Origin of the sequence: Pseudomonas sp. N-137, from assembly GCF_034555295.1 — a bacterium.
Taxonomy (GTDB): domain Bacteria; phylum Pseudomonadota; class Gammaproteobacteria; order Pseudomonadales; family Pseudomonadaceae; genus Aquipseudomonas; species Aquipseudomonas rhizophila.
Map to the genome: position 1 here is coordinate 67,533 of NZ_JAXUDQ010000028.1, position 15,450 is coordinate 82,982.

At 59.2% G+C, this 15,450-nt stretch carries 15 protein-coding genes; 3 read left to right on the top strand and 12 right to left on the bottom strand.

Going from position 1 to position 15,450, the window contains the following annotated elements:
• Nucleotides 1-4: 4 nt before the first annotated feature.
• Nucleotides 5-655, bottom strand: coding sequence for a 23S rRNA (uridine(2552)-2'-O)-methyltransferase RlmE (rlmE, locus tag T3A99_RS18675; protein WP_047229060.1), 651 nt, complete (start codon nucleotides 653-655; stop codon nucleotides 5-7).
• 107 nt (nucleotides 656-762) lie between these two features.
• On the opposite strand from rlmE, the gene T3A99_RS18680 reads away from it, so the two are divergent.
• A complete protein-coding gene (locus T3A99_RS18680; protein WP_003177852.1) occupies nucleotides 763-1,071 on the top strand; it encodes a YhbY family RNA-binding protein in 309 nt (102 codons plus the stop codon).
• A 10-nt stretch (nucleotides 1,072-1,081) separates the two neighbouring features.
• Here T3A99_RS18680 and T3A99_RS18685 read toward each other — a convergent pair whose 3' ends face one another.
• The 8 genes from T3A99_RS18685 to grpE all read right to left on the bottom strand — a co-directional run bounded on the left by T3A99_RS18685 (nucleotide 1,082) and on the right by grpE (nucleotide 11,643).
• Complete coding sequence (locus tag T3A99_RS18685; protein ID WP_047229061.1) at nucleotides 1,082-1,486, bottom strand: hypothetical protein; 405 nt, start codon at nucleotides 1,484-1,486, stop codon at nucleotides 1,082-1,084.
• A gap of 28 nt (nucleotides 1,487-1,514) precedes the next feature.
• Entirely contained in the window at nucleotides 1,515-1,991 is a 477-nt protein-coding gene (gene greA / locus T3A99_RS18690; RefSeq protein ID WP_027911987.1) for a transcription elongation factor GreA, read from the bottom strand.
• A gap of 2 nt (nucleotides 1,992-1,993) precedes the next feature.
• A complete protein-coding gene (gene carB, locus T3A99_RS18695; RefSeq protein ID WP_047229062.1) occupies nucleotides 1,994-5,215 on the bottom strand; it encodes a carbamoyl-phosphate synthase large subunit in 3,222 nt (1,073 codons plus the stop codon).
• A 105-nt stretch (nucleotides 5,216-5,320) separates the two neighbouring features.
• A complete protein-coding gene (carA, locus tag T3A99_RS18700; protein ID WP_047229063.1) occupies nucleotides 5,321-6,457 on the bottom strand; it encodes a glutamine-hydrolyzing carbamoyl-phosphate synthase small subunit in 1,137 nt (378 codons plus the stop codon).
• 294 nt (nucleotides 6,458-6,751) lie between these two features.
• Nucleotides 6,752-7,558, bottom strand: a complete 807-nt coding sequence (dapB, locus tag T3A99_RS18705; RefSeq protein WP_047229064.1) for a 4-hydroxy-tetrahydrodipicolinate reductase — start codon at nucleotides 7,556-7,558, stop codon at nucleotides 6,752-6,754.
• A gap of 9 nt (nucleotides 7,559-7,567) precedes the next feature.
• Entirely contained in the window at nucleotides 7,568-8,692 is a 1,125-nt protein-coding gene (dnaJ, locus tag T3A99_RS18710) for a molecular chaperone DnaJ (protein WP_047229065.1), read from the bottom strand.
• A gap of 366 nt (nucleotides 8,693-9,058) precedes the next feature.
• On the bottom strand, nucleotides 9,059-10,975 hold the full coding sequence (gene dnaK / locus T3A99_RS18715) for a molecular chaperone DnaK (RefSeq protein WP_047229066.1): 1,917 nt from the start codon (nucleotides 10,973-10,975) through the stop codon (nucleotides 9,059-9,061).
• Nucleotides 10,976-11,076: 101 nt separating this feature from the next.
• The gene (gene grpE / locus T3A99_RS18720) at nucleotides 11,077-11,643 is read right to left on the bottom strand and encodes a nucleotide exchange factor GrpE (protein ID WP_076383527.1); all 567 of its coding nucleotides are present in this window, start codon (nucleotides 11,641-11,643) and stop codon (nucleotides 11,077-11,079) included.
• A 241-nt stretch (nucleotides 11,644-11,884) separates the two neighbouring features.
• Here grpE and recN point away from each other — a divergent pair, with 241 nt between their 5' ends.
• On the top strand, nucleotides 11,885-13,558 hold the full coding sequence (gene recN / locus T3A99_RS18725) for a DNA repair protein RecN (protein ID WP_047229068.1): 1,674 nt from the start codon (nucleotides 11,885-11,887) through the stop codon (nucleotides 13,556-13,558).
• 54 nt (nucleotides 13,559-13,612) lie between these two features.
• Here the strand turns inward: recN and fur are convergent, their stop codons facing one another.
• A complete protein-coding gene (fur, locus tag T3A99_RS18730) occupies nucleotides 13,613-14,023 on the bottom strand; it encodes a ferric iron uptake transcriptional regulator (RefSeq protein ID WP_076383526.1) in 411 nt (136 codons plus the stop codon).
• Nucleotides 14,024-14,120: 97 nt separating this feature from the next.
• Here fur and T3A99_RS18735 point away from each other — a divergent pair, with 97 nt between their 5' ends.
• Nucleotides 14,121-14,648, top strand: a complete 528-nt coding sequence (locus tag T3A99_RS18735; RefSeq protein WP_047229070.1) for an outer membrane protein assembly factor BamE — start codon at nucleotides 14,121-14,123, stop codon at nucleotides 14,646-14,648.
• A 58-nt stretch (nucleotides 14,649-14,706) separates the two neighbouring features.
• Here the strand turns inward: T3A99_RS18735 and T3A99_RS18740 are convergent, their stop codons facing one another.
• Both T3A99_RS18740 and T3A99_RS18745 read right to left on the bottom strand, forming a co-directional pair.
• On the bottom strand, nucleotides 14,707-15,009 hold the full coding sequence (locus T3A99_RS18740; protein ID WP_107321859.1) for an RnfH family protein: 303 nt from the start codon (nucleotides 15,007-15,009) through the stop codon (nucleotides 14,707-14,709).
• A complete protein-coding gene (locus tag T3A99_RS18745; protein ID WP_047229072.1) occupies nucleotides 15,006-15,449 on the bottom strand; it encodes a type II toxin-antitoxin system RatA family toxin in 444 nt (147 codons plus the stop codon). Before T3A99_RS18745 ends, T3A99_RS18740 begins: the two co-directional genes overlap by 4 nt.
• Between the last annotated feature and the right edge of the window lies 1 nt (nucleotide 15,450).

The following is a 15,450-nucleotide window of genomic DNA, read 5'->3' on the forward strand; positions in this document are numbered from 1 at the left end:
TTTATCAAAGACGCTCATCACTGGCTGCGCCTTCAATTCCCCGGAAGCCCCGCGCCAGCAGATACTGCTCACGAGAGCGATCGCGCGACGACAATGGCTTGCGCATCTGCACTTTGTCGAACAGCTTGCGCATCCCCTTGTGGTACTCATCAAAACCTTCACCCTGGAAGACCTTGATCAAAAAATCACCACCTGGGCGCAACACCCGCCCGGCAAGATCCAGGGCCAGCTCGCTGAGGAACATTGCTCGAGGCATGTCGACAGCCGCCAATCCACTCATATTGGGGGCCATATCGGAAATCACAAGGTCAACCTGCGTATTTCCGACAGCCTCGAGAATCTGCGCCAGCACGGCGTCTTCGGTGAAATCGCCCTGGATGAAGGTCACGTCGGGGATGCTGTCCATTTCCAGGATGTCGGAAGCAATCAATCGCCCCTGACCGCCGATCAGACGACTGGTCACCTGAGACCACCCCCCCGGCGCGGCGCCAAGGTCGATCACGGTCATGCCAGGGCGGATCAGACGATCCTTTTCCTGGATTTCGAGCAATTTATAGCTGGCACGAGAACGATAGCCGTCTTTTTGCGCCATTTTGACGTACGGATCGTTGAAATGCTCTCTGAGCCAGTTCTGGCTAGTCTTGGAACGGGCCACGGGCCACCTCTAAAAAATAAAACGGGTCGTGATTAACTGGGCGGTCCCGGACTCGCTCGGGTAAACTGGCCGCCGCTTTTTACAAGATCAGACGCAGGGGTCAGATTATGCCGCTCACTCAAGAGCAGAAGAAACAATACAAATCCATTGGCCACCATCTGAAACCGGTTTTGACTGTGGCTGACAACGGTTTGACTGAAGGTGTTCTAGCTGAGCTGGAACGCGCCTTGGGCGATCATGAGCTTATCAAGATCAAGCTCAATATTCTCGATCGCGAAGCCCGCCTGGCTGCCGTTGCCGAACTGTGCAAGACCGGCAAGGCAGACCTGGTGCAGGTCATCGGCAAGATGGCACTGATTTATCGCAAGAATTTCAGCGTCAACAAGCAACTGTCGAACGTTCACCGCTTCAAGTAATGCCAAAGGGTCAAGGGTGTGCTTCGCGCACCCTGCTGCTCCATCCGGGTACCGGTTGCAACACCAGCACCAACCCGGAAAAACCCAGCACCAGGTAGCTGAATACCTGCCACAGGCTCGCATCCGGCCAGCCGAGACGTACAGCAAGAAACATCCCGCACGCATACAACGACATGAGCAGCAACTGCCCACGAATGTCGCGCCATAGACTGTCAAGGCCCTCGGCCTGAACCAGCACCAAAGCCTGAAACACTACGCATGCCGAGGAAAAACCCACCAGAAGCGACGTCAGCATAGCTGCGATTTCATCGATGAGCAGCGGTGCCAGGCCGATTCGACCCAGCACCGGCAGCAAACCGACGTGCAACAACCAGACGCCGCCCACCCACAACATCTGGGTGAGCTGCCAGATCATGGCGCCGGCTCGCAGCGGACGCCTTCGCTCAGATGTGACGGACTTCGACAATCTCATACTCGATGACACCACCCGGCGTCTTCACAACCACTACATCGCCCTCTTCCTTGGCAATCAAGGCACGAGCAATGGGGGAGCCGACGGAAATCTTGCCAAGCTTGATGTCCGCCTCGTCCTCACCAACGATCTGGTAAGTGACGCTTTCATCAGTCTCAACGTTGGCGATTTCCACTGTGGTGCCGAAAATGACCTTGCCAGTGTGCGGGATCGTCGTGACATCGATGATCACGGCATTCTGCATGCGACCTTCGATATCACGGACTCGCGCCTCGACCATACCCTGCTCCTCGCGGGCAGCGTGGTATTCGGCGTTTTCCTTGAGATCGCCCAGCTCACGCGCTTCGCCAATCGCCTGGCTCAAGCGCGGACGCTCGACCTTGGTCAGGAAAGCGTGTTCTTCTTCCAGGGCCTTCGCGCCCTGAACCGTCATCGGGTACTTGGTTATGCTCATGCCTTCAATCCTGCATGTAGATCCTGCAAGCGACGCACGGTCTTCTCGGGACCGAACTTGAGCGCTTCGCAGATAGCTTCGCCCGCAGCAATGGTCGTGGTGCAGTAGATCTTGTGCTGCAGCGCGTTGCGACGAATGGAATACGAATCGGCGATCGACTGGCGACCTTCGGTGGTGTTGATGATCAGCGTGACTTCGTCATTCTTGATCATGTCGACCACGTGCGGACGCCCCTCGGTCACCTTGTTCACGCGGCGCACCTTCAAGCCAGCCGCCTCGATCAGCTTGGCGGTACCGGCTGTGGCGACCACTTCGAAGCCCAAGTTGATCAGATCACGGGCCACGCCTGCAACCAGCGGCTTGTCGTCATCACGCACGCTGATGAACGCCGTGCCGCCAGTTGGCAGAACTTCGCTGGCGCCCATCTGGGCCTTGGCAAAAGCTTCGCCGAAGGTATCGCCCACGCCCATGACTTCGCCGGTGGACTTCATTTCAGGGCCGAGGATCGGGTCCACACCAGGGAACTTGGCGAACGGGAACACCGCTTCTTTGACGCTGTAGAAGTTCGGAATGATTTCCTTGGTGAAGTTCAGCTCTTTCAGGGTCTTACCGGCCATGACCCGTGCAGCGATCATCGCCAGGGACACACCGATGCACTTGGAGACGAACGGTACGGTACGGGACGCGCGCGGGTTGACTTCGATGACGTAGATGTCCTCGCCCTGCAGGGCCAGTTGCACGTTCATCAGGCCGACCACGCCCAGCTCCAGGGCCATTTTCTTGACCTGCTCGCGCATTTCGTCCTGGATGTGGGCCGGCAACGAATAAGGCGGCAGCGAACAAGCGGAGTCACCGGAGTGAACACCGGCCTGCTCGATGTGCTGCATGATCGCGCCGATCACCACGTCCTTGCCGTCACAGACCGCATCCACGTCCATTTCGATGGCGCAGTTGAGGAAGTGGTCCAGCAGCACCGGGCTGTCGTTGGACACCTGAACCGCTTCGCGCAGGTAGCGCTTGAGTTCGTCTTCCTGGTAAACGATTTCCATCGCCCGACCGCCCAGTACATAGGACGGCCGCACCACCAGCGGGTAACCGATCTTGGCGGCGGCGCGAATCGCTTCGTCTTCGCTGCGCACGGTAGCGTTAGGCGGCTGACGCAGGTTCAGACGCTCAACCATCTGCTGGAAGCGCTCACGGTCTTCGGCGCGGTCGATGGCATCCGGGCTGGTCCCGATGATCGGCACACCGGCCGCTTCAAGGGCACGCGCCAGTTTCAGAGGGGTCTGGCCACCGTACTGGACGATCACGCCTTTTGGCTTCTCGACACGGACGATTTCCAGCACGTCTTCCAGGGTCACTGGTTCGAAATACAGGCGATCAGAGGTGTCGTAGTCGGTGGACACGGTTTCCGGGTTGCAGTTGACCATGATGGTCTCGTACCCGTCGTCGCGCAGGGCCAGTGCCGCGTGCACGCAGCAGTAGTCGAACTCGATGCCTTGGCCGATCCGGTTAGGACCGCCACCCAGGATCATGATCTTGTCACGCGTCGACGGCGCGGCTTCACACTCTTCCTCGTACGTGGAGTACAGGTAAGCAGTGTCGGTGGCGAATTCGGCGGCGCAAGTGTCCACGCGCTTGTAGACCGGGAACACTTCAAGCTTGTGACGATGACTGCGCAGGCTCTTCTCGGTCACACCCAGCAGTTTTGCCAGGCGCATGTCGGAGAAGCCCTTGCGCTTGAGGCGGAACATCGTGTCGTGGTCAATGCTGGACATGCCCAGGGTCTTGACCTTCTCTTCTTCCTTGATCAGATCTTCGATCTGCACCAGGAACCAAGGGTCGATCATGTTCATGCCGAAGATCTGCTCGACGGTCATGCCGGCACGGAAGGCGTCCGCCACGTACCAGATCCGCTCGGCGCCCGGCACGGTCAGCTCACGCTTGAGCTCGCTCATGGCGTCCGGGTGGCTCAGGTCCAGCTTCGGATCGAGGCCGCAAACACCTACTTCCAGACCGCGAAGAGCCTTCTGCAGGGATTCCTGGAAGGTCCGGCCGATGGCCATGACTTCACCGACCGACTTCATCTGAGTGGTCAGGCGGGCGTCGGCCTTGGCGAATTTCTCGAAGGCGAAACGTGGCAGCTTGGTGACGACGTAGTCGATGGACGGCTCGAAAGACGCCGGGGTCTTGCCACCGGTGATGTCGTTCGACAGTTCGTCCAGGGTGTAACCCACAGCCAGTTTGGCCGCGACCTTGGCGATCGGGAAGCCGGTGGCTTTCGAGGCCAGGGCCGAGGAACGGGATACCCGCGGGTTCATCTCGATGACCACCATGCGACCGGTGTTCGGGCAGATGCCGAACTGGACGTTGGAGCCGCCGGTTTCCACGCCGATCTCGCGCAGTACCGCCAGGGAGGCGTTACGCAGGATCTGGTATTCCTTGTCAGTCAGCGTCTGGGCGGGTGCGACGGTGATGGAGTCACCGGTGTGCACACCCATCGGGTCGAAGTTTTCGATGGAGCAGACGATGATGCAGTTGTCCTTCTTGTCGCGGACAACTTCCATTTCATATTCTTTCCAGCCGATCAGGGATTCGTCGATCAGCAGCTCTTTGGTCGGCGACAGATCCAGACCACGGGCACAGATTTCTTCGAATTCTTCACGGTTGTAAGCGATGCCGCCACCGGTGCCGCCCATGGTGAAGGACGGACGGATGATGCACGGGAAGCCGAGGCGTTCCAGGACGGCGTTGGCTTCTTCCATGCTGTGGGCGATGCCCGAGCGTGGGCAGTCCAGGCCGATGGATTTCATCGCCTTGTCGAAGCGCGAACGGTCTTCGGCCTTGTCGATGGTGTCGGCGTTGGCGCCAATCATTTCCACACCGAACTTCTCCAGGACGCCTTCACGTTCCAGGTCCAGGGCGCAGTTCAATGCAGTCTGGCCACCCATGGTCGGCAGCAGTGCGTCCGGGCGCTCCTTCTCGATGATCTTGGCAACGGTCTGCCACTTGATCGGCTCGATGTAGGTGGCGTCGGCCATGGCCGGGTCGGTCATGATGGTGGCCGGGTTGGAGTTCACCAGGATGACGCGATAGCCCTCTTCGCGCAGGGCTTTACAGGCCTGGGCGCCGGAGTAGTCGAATTCGCAGGCCTGGCCGATCACGATCGGGCCAGCGCCGAGAATCAGGATGCTTTTTATGTCTGTACGTTTTGGCATGGGTTTGTCACTCAAATCCGCAGGTCAGTCGGCTAGGCCGTCGAACAATCTTTGCAGCGCCCAAGGGGACCACCGGTTTCGGGGCCGCCCTCAGGCTTCACGCGGTCAGCGTCGCTTGGCCATCTCGGTGATGAAGCGATCGAACAGCGGCGCTACATCGTTCGGGCCAGGGCTCGCTTCAGGGTGGCCCTGGAAGCTGAATGCGCTCTTGTCGGTACGCTCGATGCCTTGCAGCGTGCCGTCGAACAGCGACTTGTGGATCGCCCGCACGTTTGCCGGCAGGGTCGCCTCATCCACCGCAAAGCCGTGGTTCTGACTGGTGATCATCACCACGCCAGTATCCAGGTCCTGGACCGGGTGGTTGGCGCCGTGGTGGCCGTGCCCCATTTTCAAGGTCTTGGCGCCCGAAGCGAGGGCCAGCAACTGATGACCGAGGCAGATGCCGAACACCGGGATCTCGGTTTCCAGCACGTCCTTGATCGCCTGGATCGCGTAATCGCAAGGCTCGGGGTCACCCGGGCCGTTGGACAGGAACACGCCGTCAGGATTGAGGGCCAGGACATCTGCCGCCGGAGTTTGCGCCGGCACCACGGTCACGCGGCAACCACGCTCCACGAGCATGCGCAGGATGTTCAGCTTGACGCCGTAGTCGTACGCAACCACGTGGTACGGCAGCTCGGAAGCCTCGATCGTCGCGTGACTGTCGGTTTTCAAGTCCCAGACCGTGGAGCGCCACTCATACTGCTTCTTGGTGCTGACGACTTTCGCCAGATCCATGCCTTTAAGGCCAGGGAAGCCCTGGGCAGCGGCGATGGCGGCTTCTTCGGTGATGTTGTCACCAGCCATGATGCAGCCGTTCTGCGCGCCCTTCTCGCGAAGGATGCGGGTCAGGCGACGGGTGTCGATACCGGCGATTGCCACAACGTTGTTGGCTTTCAGGTAGTCGGACAGGGACATGGTGTTACGCCAGTTGCTCGCTACCAGCGGCAGATCACGGATGACCAGGCCGGCGGACCAGACACGATCGGACTCGGCATCTTGCGGCGTGGTGCCGGTGTTGCCGATGTGCGGGTAAGTCAAAGTAACGATTTGCTGGGCGTAGGAAGGATCGGTAAGAATTTCCTGATAGCCGGTCATTGCGGTGTTAAACACCACCTCACCAACGGTCTGGCCGTCGGCTCCAATGGCTTCGCCGCGAAAAATGCTGCCATCAGCAAGGGCGAGTATGGCTGGCTTAGTCAAGAAGACCTCCCGTAAATAAAGCCTGAAAGGGCGATCGCAGGTTGTAAAAAAGCGGAGTGACGTATGGACACGTCACCCCGCTTGTTCACTGAATTATTCTGCGCGCTTTTAGTGGACACACTAAAGCTGTAGCTTACAGAAAAAGGCTTTTTTGGTCCACCGCTAATGAGCCTTAAAGGCAGGGGAATGCGACAGGTCGTCGCGAGGCGGTGTAAAACGGGGCTCAGTATAACCTGAACCCCGCTTTCTGGCGCTGCGTCTGGCAAAAGGTTTGCCAGACAGCACACCGGAACATCAACGCAGGTCGAGAACATCCTGCATGTCGTACAGACCAGCCTCGCGACCATCCAGCCACAACGCGGCACGCACCGCACCCTTGGCGAAGGTCATGCGGCTTGACGCCTTGTGAGTGATCTCCAGACGCTCGCCCTCTGTGGCGAACAGCACGGTGTGATCCCCCACCACATCCCCACCACGAACCGTGGCGAAACCGATGGTGTCGCGCTCCCGGGCACCGGTATGCCCTTCGCGCCCGTAGACGGCCACCTTCTGCAGATCGCGACCCAAGGTATCGGCAATCACTTCGCCCATGCGCAGGGCCGTGCCCGAAGGCGCGTCGATCTTGTGCCGGTGGTGAGCCTCGATGATTTCGATATCCGCATCGTCACCCAGAACCCGAGCCGTCATCTCCAGCAGCTTCAACGACAGATTCACACCCACGCTGAAGTTCGCCGCAAAAACGATCGGAATATCGTTGCCAGCCTCGGCCAGCAACTGCTTTTGCGCAGCATCCAGCCCGGTCGTGCCAATGACCATGGCCTTGCCATGCTTGCGGCAAATGGCCAGATTTTTCAGCATCACTTGCGGCAGGGTGAAATCGATCAGGACATCGAACTCATCCAAGACCTTTTCCAGGCCACCGGACATCGGCACCCCGATACGCCCCAGGGAGGCCAGCTCGCCCGCATCAGCACCGACCAGCGTACTGTCGGGCCGGACGATAGCGGCTGTCAGGCCCGAGAGCGGCGAGCGTTGCTGCACCGCCTCGACCAACGCCTTGCCCATGCGCCCGGCAGCGCCCATCACAGCTATACGTCGCATGCGAGCTCCTTACAGATCGCCGAAGAAGCGCTTCACGCCTTCGAACCAACCGGTGGTTTTCGGGGAGTGGCTGTTATCGTCCGCCAGCGAGCTGCGGAACTCTTCCAGCAATTCGCGCTGACGCCGACTCAGATTGACCGGAGTCTCCACCGCAACACGGCACATCAGGTCACCCGCACCGCCGCCACGCACCGGCGCAACACCCTTGCCGCGAATCCGGAACTGCTTGCCGGTTTGCGTGCCCTCGGGGATTTTCAGCTTCACGCGACCATCGAGGGTCGGGATTTCAAGCTCACCGCCCAAGGCCGCATCGACGAAACTGATCGGCACCTCGCAGAACAGATGCTTGCCGTCGCGCTGGAAGATCGCGTGCTCACGCACGTTGATGACCACGTACAGGTCGCCAGTCGGACCGCCCTGGGCACCCGCCTCGCCTTCGCCAGACAAACGGATGCGGTCACCGGTATCGACACCGGCCGGCACTTTCACCGACAGCGTCTTGTACTCTTCGACGCGCCCTTCGCCGTGGCAGGAATCGCACGGATCGGAAATGATCTTGCCCTGGCCATGGCAACGTGGACAGGTCTGCTGCACAGAGAAGAAACCCTGTTGCATGCGCACCTGACCGATGCCGCCGCAAGTCGGACAGGTGACGGGCGAGGAGCCCTTCTTGGCGCCCGAACCGTCACACGGCTTGCAATTGACCAGCGTGGGAACGCGGATGTTGACGGTGGTACCGCGCACCGCCTCTTCCAGGTTCAACTCCAGCGTGTAGCGCAAATCGCTGCCACGCTGGGCGCCACCACGAGCACCACCGCGACCACCACCGAAGAAGTCGCTGAACACATCGCCGAAAATATCGGAAAAGTTCTGCCCGCCAAAACCGGCACCGCCGCCGCCCATGCTCGGGTCGACACCGGCATGACCGTACTGGTCGTAAGCCGCACGCTTGCTGGAATCGGACAGTACTTCGTAAGCCTCGTTGGCTTCCTTGAACAACTCTTCCGACGCTTTGTCGTCGGGATTACGGTCCGGGTGGTGCTTCATTGCCAGACGACGGTAGGCCTTTTTCAGGTCCGCGTCGCTTGAACCACGCTCGACACCCAATACTTCGTAATAGTCACGCTTTGCCATTAGTCTTTGCACTCTTATAGGACGTCCGGCAAACCTCTCCTGAACCTTGCCAAACTCGTTGAGCCCCAATACAGGCCCGGACCCAACTCACGTCAATTCAACGATCCTGGTCTTGGGCCTTGTACGAAAAGTGGCTGAGCGACGATTCGTACAAACCCACATCTTTCAGCCAGGGAACCGGCCAAAACGCGGCGTCTCTCGCTCGGAAAGCAGGAGCATTCCCGATCACGCCGCCAGCATCCGAACGCTGTCGCATGCTGTAAAAATTCACTGACTCCAGACACGCCAACGCGGGAGCAAGCTCCCGCGCGGCGACATCCTACCAGTCACCGCACAAATGCAGTCAACCGGCCGACCAACAAGCGATTACTTGTGGTCTTTCACTTCTTCGAACTCGGCATCAACGACATCATCGGCTTTTTCGGCCGACTCGCCTTGCTGCGCTGCGCCTTCAGCCGGCTGAGCCTGCTCGGCGTACATCTTCTGAGCCACTGGAGCGGAGACCTTGGACAGTTCTTCGATCTTCGCCTCGATGGCCGCCTTGTCGTCACCTTTGACAGCCGCTTCAAGAGCAACCACAGCTGCCTCGATGGCAGTTTTCTCTTCAGCGGTCACTTTATCGCCAGCATCAGCGACCATCTTGCGAGTCGAGTGCACCAGGGCATCACCCTGGTTGCGGGCACTGGCCAGCTCTTCGAACTTGCGGTCTTCTTCGGCGTTGACTTCAGCATCGCGAACCATCTGCTGAATTTCTTCCTCGGACAGACCGGAGTTGGCCTTGATCACGATCGACTGGGTCTTGCCGGTGGCCTTGTCTTTCGCACCAACGTGCAGGATGCCGTTGGCGTCGATGTCGAAGGTCACTTCGATTTGTGGCACGCCACGTGGAGCTGGCGGAATCTCGGCCAGGTCGAACTTGCCCAGGGACTTGTTCTGCGCGGCTTGCTTGCGCTCACCCTGCAGCACGTGAATGGTCACGGCGTTCTGGTTGTCATCGGCGGTCGAGAACACTTGGGATTTCTTGGTAGGAATCGTAGTGTTTTTCTCGATCAGCGCAGTCATCACGCCACCCATGGTTTCGATACCCAGGGTCAGCGGGCTGACGTCGAGCAGCAGAACGTCTTTCACGTCACCGGCCAGAACAGCACCCTGGATGGCGGCACCCATGGCAACAGCTTCGTCCGGGTTCACGTCTTTACGCGCTTCTTTACCGAAGAAATCGGTTACCAGCTTCTGAACCAGCGGCATACGGGTCTGGCCGCCGACCAGGATCACGTCGTTGATCGAGCCAACGTCGATACCGGCGTCCTTCATTGCAATGCGGCAAGGTTCGATGGTGCGCTGAACCAGGTCTTCCACCAGCGCTTCGAGCTTGGCGCGGGAGATTTTCACGTTCAGGTGCTTCGGCCCCGTGGCATCTGCAGTGATGTACGGCAGGTTCACGTCGGTCGACTGGCTCGAGGACAGCTCGATCTTGGCTTTTTCGGCAGCTTCTTTCAGACGCTGCATGGCCAGCGGGTCACCCTTGAGGTTCATGCCGCTTTCTTTCTTGAATTCGTCGACGAGGTAGTCGATCAGACGAATGTCGAAGTCCTCACCACCGAGGAAGGTGTCACCGTTGGTGGCCAGTACTTCGAACTGGTGCTCACCATCGACTTCAGCGATCTCGATCACGGAGACGTCGAAGGTACCGCCACCCAGGTCATAAACGATCACGGTGTGATCGCCCTTGGCCTTGTCCATACCGTAAGCCAGAGCGGCCGCGGTTGGTTCGTTGATGATGCGCTTGACGTCCAGGCCCGCGATGCGGCCGGCGTCTTTGGTCGCCTGACGCTGGCTGTCGTTGAAGTAGGCCGGAACAGTGATGACCGCTTCGGTCACCGCTTCGCCGAGATAGTCTTCGGCGGTTTTCTTCATTTTCTTCAGGATTTCCGCCGAGATCTGTGGCGGCGCCATTTTCTGGCCGTTCACTTCAACCCAGGCGTCGCCGTTGTCAGCCTTGGCGATTTTGTAAGGCACCATCTTGATGTCTTTCTGAACGACTTCTTCGTCGAACTTGCGACCGATCAGACGCTTCACCGCGTAGAGGGTGTTATGCGGATTGGTCACTGCCTGACGCTTGGCCGACTGGCCAACCAGAATTTCGCCATCGTTGGCGTACGCGATGATCGACGGCGTAGTACGCGCGCCCTCAGCGTTTTCAATTACTTTGGCCTTGCCGTTTTCCAGCACGGAGACGCACGAGTTGGTGGTCCCCAGGTCGATACCGATAATCTTGCCCATGTTAACTCTCCCGGAACTTGGATTTTGTTGCCGCAGCAGTGGTGGCTAACTGCGGTAGCACTTAAACGCTTGACTTCTAAATGGGGCCGCTGCGCTAAATTTCAAGCCTGCTCATCAATAGAAGGCGAAACCGGCGCCGGCGTCTTGCTGACCACAACCATGGCCGGGCGCAGCAAGCGACCGTTGAGCAGATAGCCCTTCTGGAAAACCTTCAATACGCTGTTGGGCTCGACGTCCGCACTTTCCTGCATCGCCATGGCCTGATGGTGCTCGGCATTGAAGGGCTCGCCATGCGGATCAATGGCTTCAAGCTGATAGCGCTTGAGCGTGTCCTGGAACATCTTCAGGGTCAGCTCGATGCCTTCACGCATCGGACGAATGTTTTCGTCGTCCGGATTGGACAGCTCCAGGCCGCGCTCCAGACTGTCGATGATCGGCAACAGGTCGCCCGCGAACCGCTCCAGGGCGAATTTATGAGCCTTTTCAACATCTTGCTCGGCGCGACGGCGGACATTCTGCAGGTCGGCGGCTACACGCAGCGCCTGATCCTGCGCACCGGCCAGTTGCTCTTCGAGCACTTGTACACGTGCCGCCAGGTCGTCACCCGAATCCTGGGGAGCCTGATTGGCGTCTAGATTTTGCGTGTCCTGCGTCTGTTCGTCAGCCATAGATTTCTCCTTTCAACTTCGTCCGCGAGCTCAACTCGCGCTTCTGCCCCGGTATATGGGGCCGTGTTTTCCAGCTTCAAGGGCGGTCCGACGAATTAACCTTACAAAAAACCCCTGCATATTCATTCCTCCCGGCGCTAAGAAAGTCTTCCACCCAAGCAAATCGAGCTAAGCGAAGGCATTGTCAGGCCGAAACAAAACACTGTATAAATAACCAGACCTAAGCCTGGGAGCGGCCTTTATGCTGGTGCACCTGTCCGTACACAACTACGCCATCGTCGAACACCTCGACCTCGAGCTCGATCGGGGCATGAGCGTGATCACCGGTGAAACCGGTGCCGGCAAATCGATCATGCTCGACGCCCTGGGCCTGACGCTGGGCGATCGCGCCGACAGCGGCGTGGTACGCCCCGGTGCGGACAAGGCCGACATCCTGGCCACCTTCGACCTGATCGACATCCCCGAGGCCAGCGCCTGGCTGGCGGAACGTGACCTGGATACCGACGGCCTGTGCATATTGCGCCGGGTCATCACCGCCGAAGGCCGCTCCCGGGGTTACATCAACGGTACGCCCTGCCCCCTCGGCGACCTCAAGGCCCTGGGCGAGCTGCTGATCGACATTCACAGCCAGCATGAACACCAGTCCCTGCTCAAGACCGAGACCCATCGCCGCCTGCTCGACGAATACGCCGGCGCCACCGACCTGGCCCGCCAGGTTCAACTGGCCGCCCAGCGGTGGCGCCAGACCCGCCAGGAACTGGATCGCCTCTCCAACTCCGGCGACGAACAACGTGCCCGCCACCAGTTGCTGAGTTATCAGCTCGAAGAGCTGGAGAACCTGGCCCTGGGTGAAAACGAGCTGGCGGAACTGGAACAGGAACACAAGAACCTCACCAATGCCGAAACGCTGCTGGGCATTTGCCGGCAAGTGGTCGAGCAATGCAGTGAAAGCGACTCGGGGAACGTGCTCAATGCGCTGACCGCCAGCCTGAACCGGCTGTCCAGCGTCAACAATTCGGTAGGTGCCCTGAGCGAAGCGACCAATCTGCTCACGAGCGCACAGATCCAGGTCGAGGAGGCCGTCGGGGAGCTGAACCGGTTTCTGGATCATTTCGACGCCGACCCGGCGCGCCTGCAATATCTGGAAGAACGCCTGGACACTATCTATACGCTGGCGCGCAAGCACCGCGTTCAGCCAACCGATGTCGCCGAACTGCAGCAACGCCTGCTTGAAGAGCTGGAAACCCTGAACGCCAACGACGAATCCATTGAGCGCCTGGGAGACGAACTGGCGTCCTATGCCCGTCATTATCAGGAAAAAGCCAGGGAGCTCAGTGAGCTGCGTCAGCAGGCCGCGACCGGGCTGGCCAGTGCCGTTGAGCAGGAAATCCAGCGCCTGGGCATGCCCGGCGGGCGCTTCACCATCGAGCTGCACCCCAACGCGGGGGACGAGCTTCAGCCCAACGGGCTGGAGCAGGTGGAGTTGCTGGTCAGCGCCAACCCTGGCCAACCGCTCAAGGCCCTGGCCAAAGTCGCCTCCGGCGGCGAGTTGTCACGCATCAGCCTGGCCATCCAGGTCATCACCGCACAGACCTCGCGTGTGCCGACGCTGGTATTCGACGAAGTGGACGTGGGTATTGGCGGCCCTACGGCGGAAATTGTCGGCCAGTTGCTGCGTCGACTCGGGGAGCGCGGCCAGGTGCTGACAGTGACTCACCTGCCCCAGGTCGCAGCCCAAGGACACCAGCATTTATTTGTGCACAAGGTGCGTGACGAGGACGCCACTCGCACCGCCGTGTCCAAGCTGAACAAGAACGAGCGCGTGGAAGAAGTGGCACGGATGCTGGGCGGCATCGACCTCACCAAGGAGTCCCTGGCTCACGCGAAAAAAATGGTCGTCGCGGCAAAAATCTGAACAGCCCAACGCAAAAAGGCGACCCTGGGGTCGCCTTTTTGCGTTTCAACAGCTTTAAACCGGCTTTCTCTTGCGTACATGCAAGACGAGATGGTGATCGATCAACTCGAAGCCATGCTCTTCAGCAATTTCCTTTTGGCGCTTTTCGATTGCCGGACAAGTGAATTCGACGACCTCACGGGTTTCCACGTCCACCATGTGGTCGTGATGTTCCCCATCGGCCAATTCAAAGACCGCATGACCGCCATCGAAATTGTGACGAGCCACAAGCCCCGCCGCCTCGAACTGAGTCAGGACACGGTAAACCGTGGCCAGACCGACGTCCTCGCCAGCTTCCATAAGCGCCTTGTAGACATCCTCGGCACTCATGTGGCGTTGCTCGGCGGAATCGAGCATCTGCAGAATTTTGACCCGTGGCAGGGTCACTTTGAGGCCGGCTTTGCGTAGTTCGCTATTTTCAACCATGGTCAGCTTTCTCGCGATGCTGCTTCGCAGCTTCTCTTAATGCGGGTATGATCGGCGTTTACGTTGTCCCAGCCAAGATAGTGGAAGTCGCCCACCGATGCAAAACACCAAGCTCTTGCTAACCAGTTTCACCTTTGTGGGACTGCTCGCACTCGCCGGTTGTTCATTCCCCGGGGTTTACAAAATCGACATCCAGCAGGGCAATGTCGTCACGCAGGACATGATAGACCAGTTACGCCCGGGAATGACCCGTCGGCAAGTACGGTTTATCATGGGCAACCCTCTGCTGACCGACACGTTCCATGCCGATCGCTGGGATTATTTGTACAGCCTGCAACCAGGTGGTGGTGAACGCCAACAGGAACGCATCAGCGTTATCTTCAACGCCAATGACCAACTTGTCAGCCTGTCTGGCGATTTCATGCCCGGCGTGAGCCGCGACGAGGCCATTATGGGCCAGGACAGCGGCACTACGGTGACCGACCCAACCCAGAATGCCGAGCAGCCGAAACCGGAAAAACCGGTCAAGCCAGGCTCGTTGCTCGATCAGATCCAGAAGGACGTGGACAACGTCGAGACCGTACCGGTCCCGACGCCAGAACCACTGGATACTTCGCCGCAATAAATTGCTCAATAAAAAACCCGGCTTACCGGGTTTTTTATTGCCTGCAATTCAGAGCTGACTATTGATCAGCTTGGCGCGCCTGGGCGGCCTTGGCGGCACGCAGCCGCCGAATCTCTTTTGGATCTGCCAATAACGGTCGATAAATTTCAAGTCGATCAGCCGCCCGCACCACCTGGCGATCCGGATCGGCAACCACCTTGCCAAAAATCCCCACCGGGCAAGTGGCCAGATCCAGTTGCGGAAACTCAGCAGCAATGCCGGACGCCTCTAACGCCGCCCGAACACTGGTGCCTTCCGGCACGGAAAATACGCGCAAGACCTGACGATCGACGCCGGCATACACCACTTCCAGCTCAATCAACGGGCAAGCTCGGCGTTTTGCTTGGCGCGCTGGCAGAACGCGTCGACCAGGGTATTGGCCGCCTGATTGAACAACGGCCCCAGCGTGGCTCGCACCAACGGACCTGCATAGTCGAACGACAGATCCAGGCTGATCTTGCAGGCCTTCTCTCCCAGCGCCTTGAACACCCAGACGCCGTGGAGCTGATTGAAAGGCCCCTCTTCCAGGTTCATTTCAATGGACTGTCCAGGCACCAGGGTGTTGCGCGTGACAAAGTGCTGGCTCAATCCGCCCTTGGCGACATTGAGCCTGGCGCGCATATGGGCTTCAGAGCTTTCGAGCACTTCGGCGGACGAGCACCAAGGCAAAAATTGCGGGTAACTTGCCACATCGTTGACCAGGTCGTACAACGCCTGCGCCGGATAGGGCAGCAAGGCCGAGCGTTGAATATGTGTCGTCATG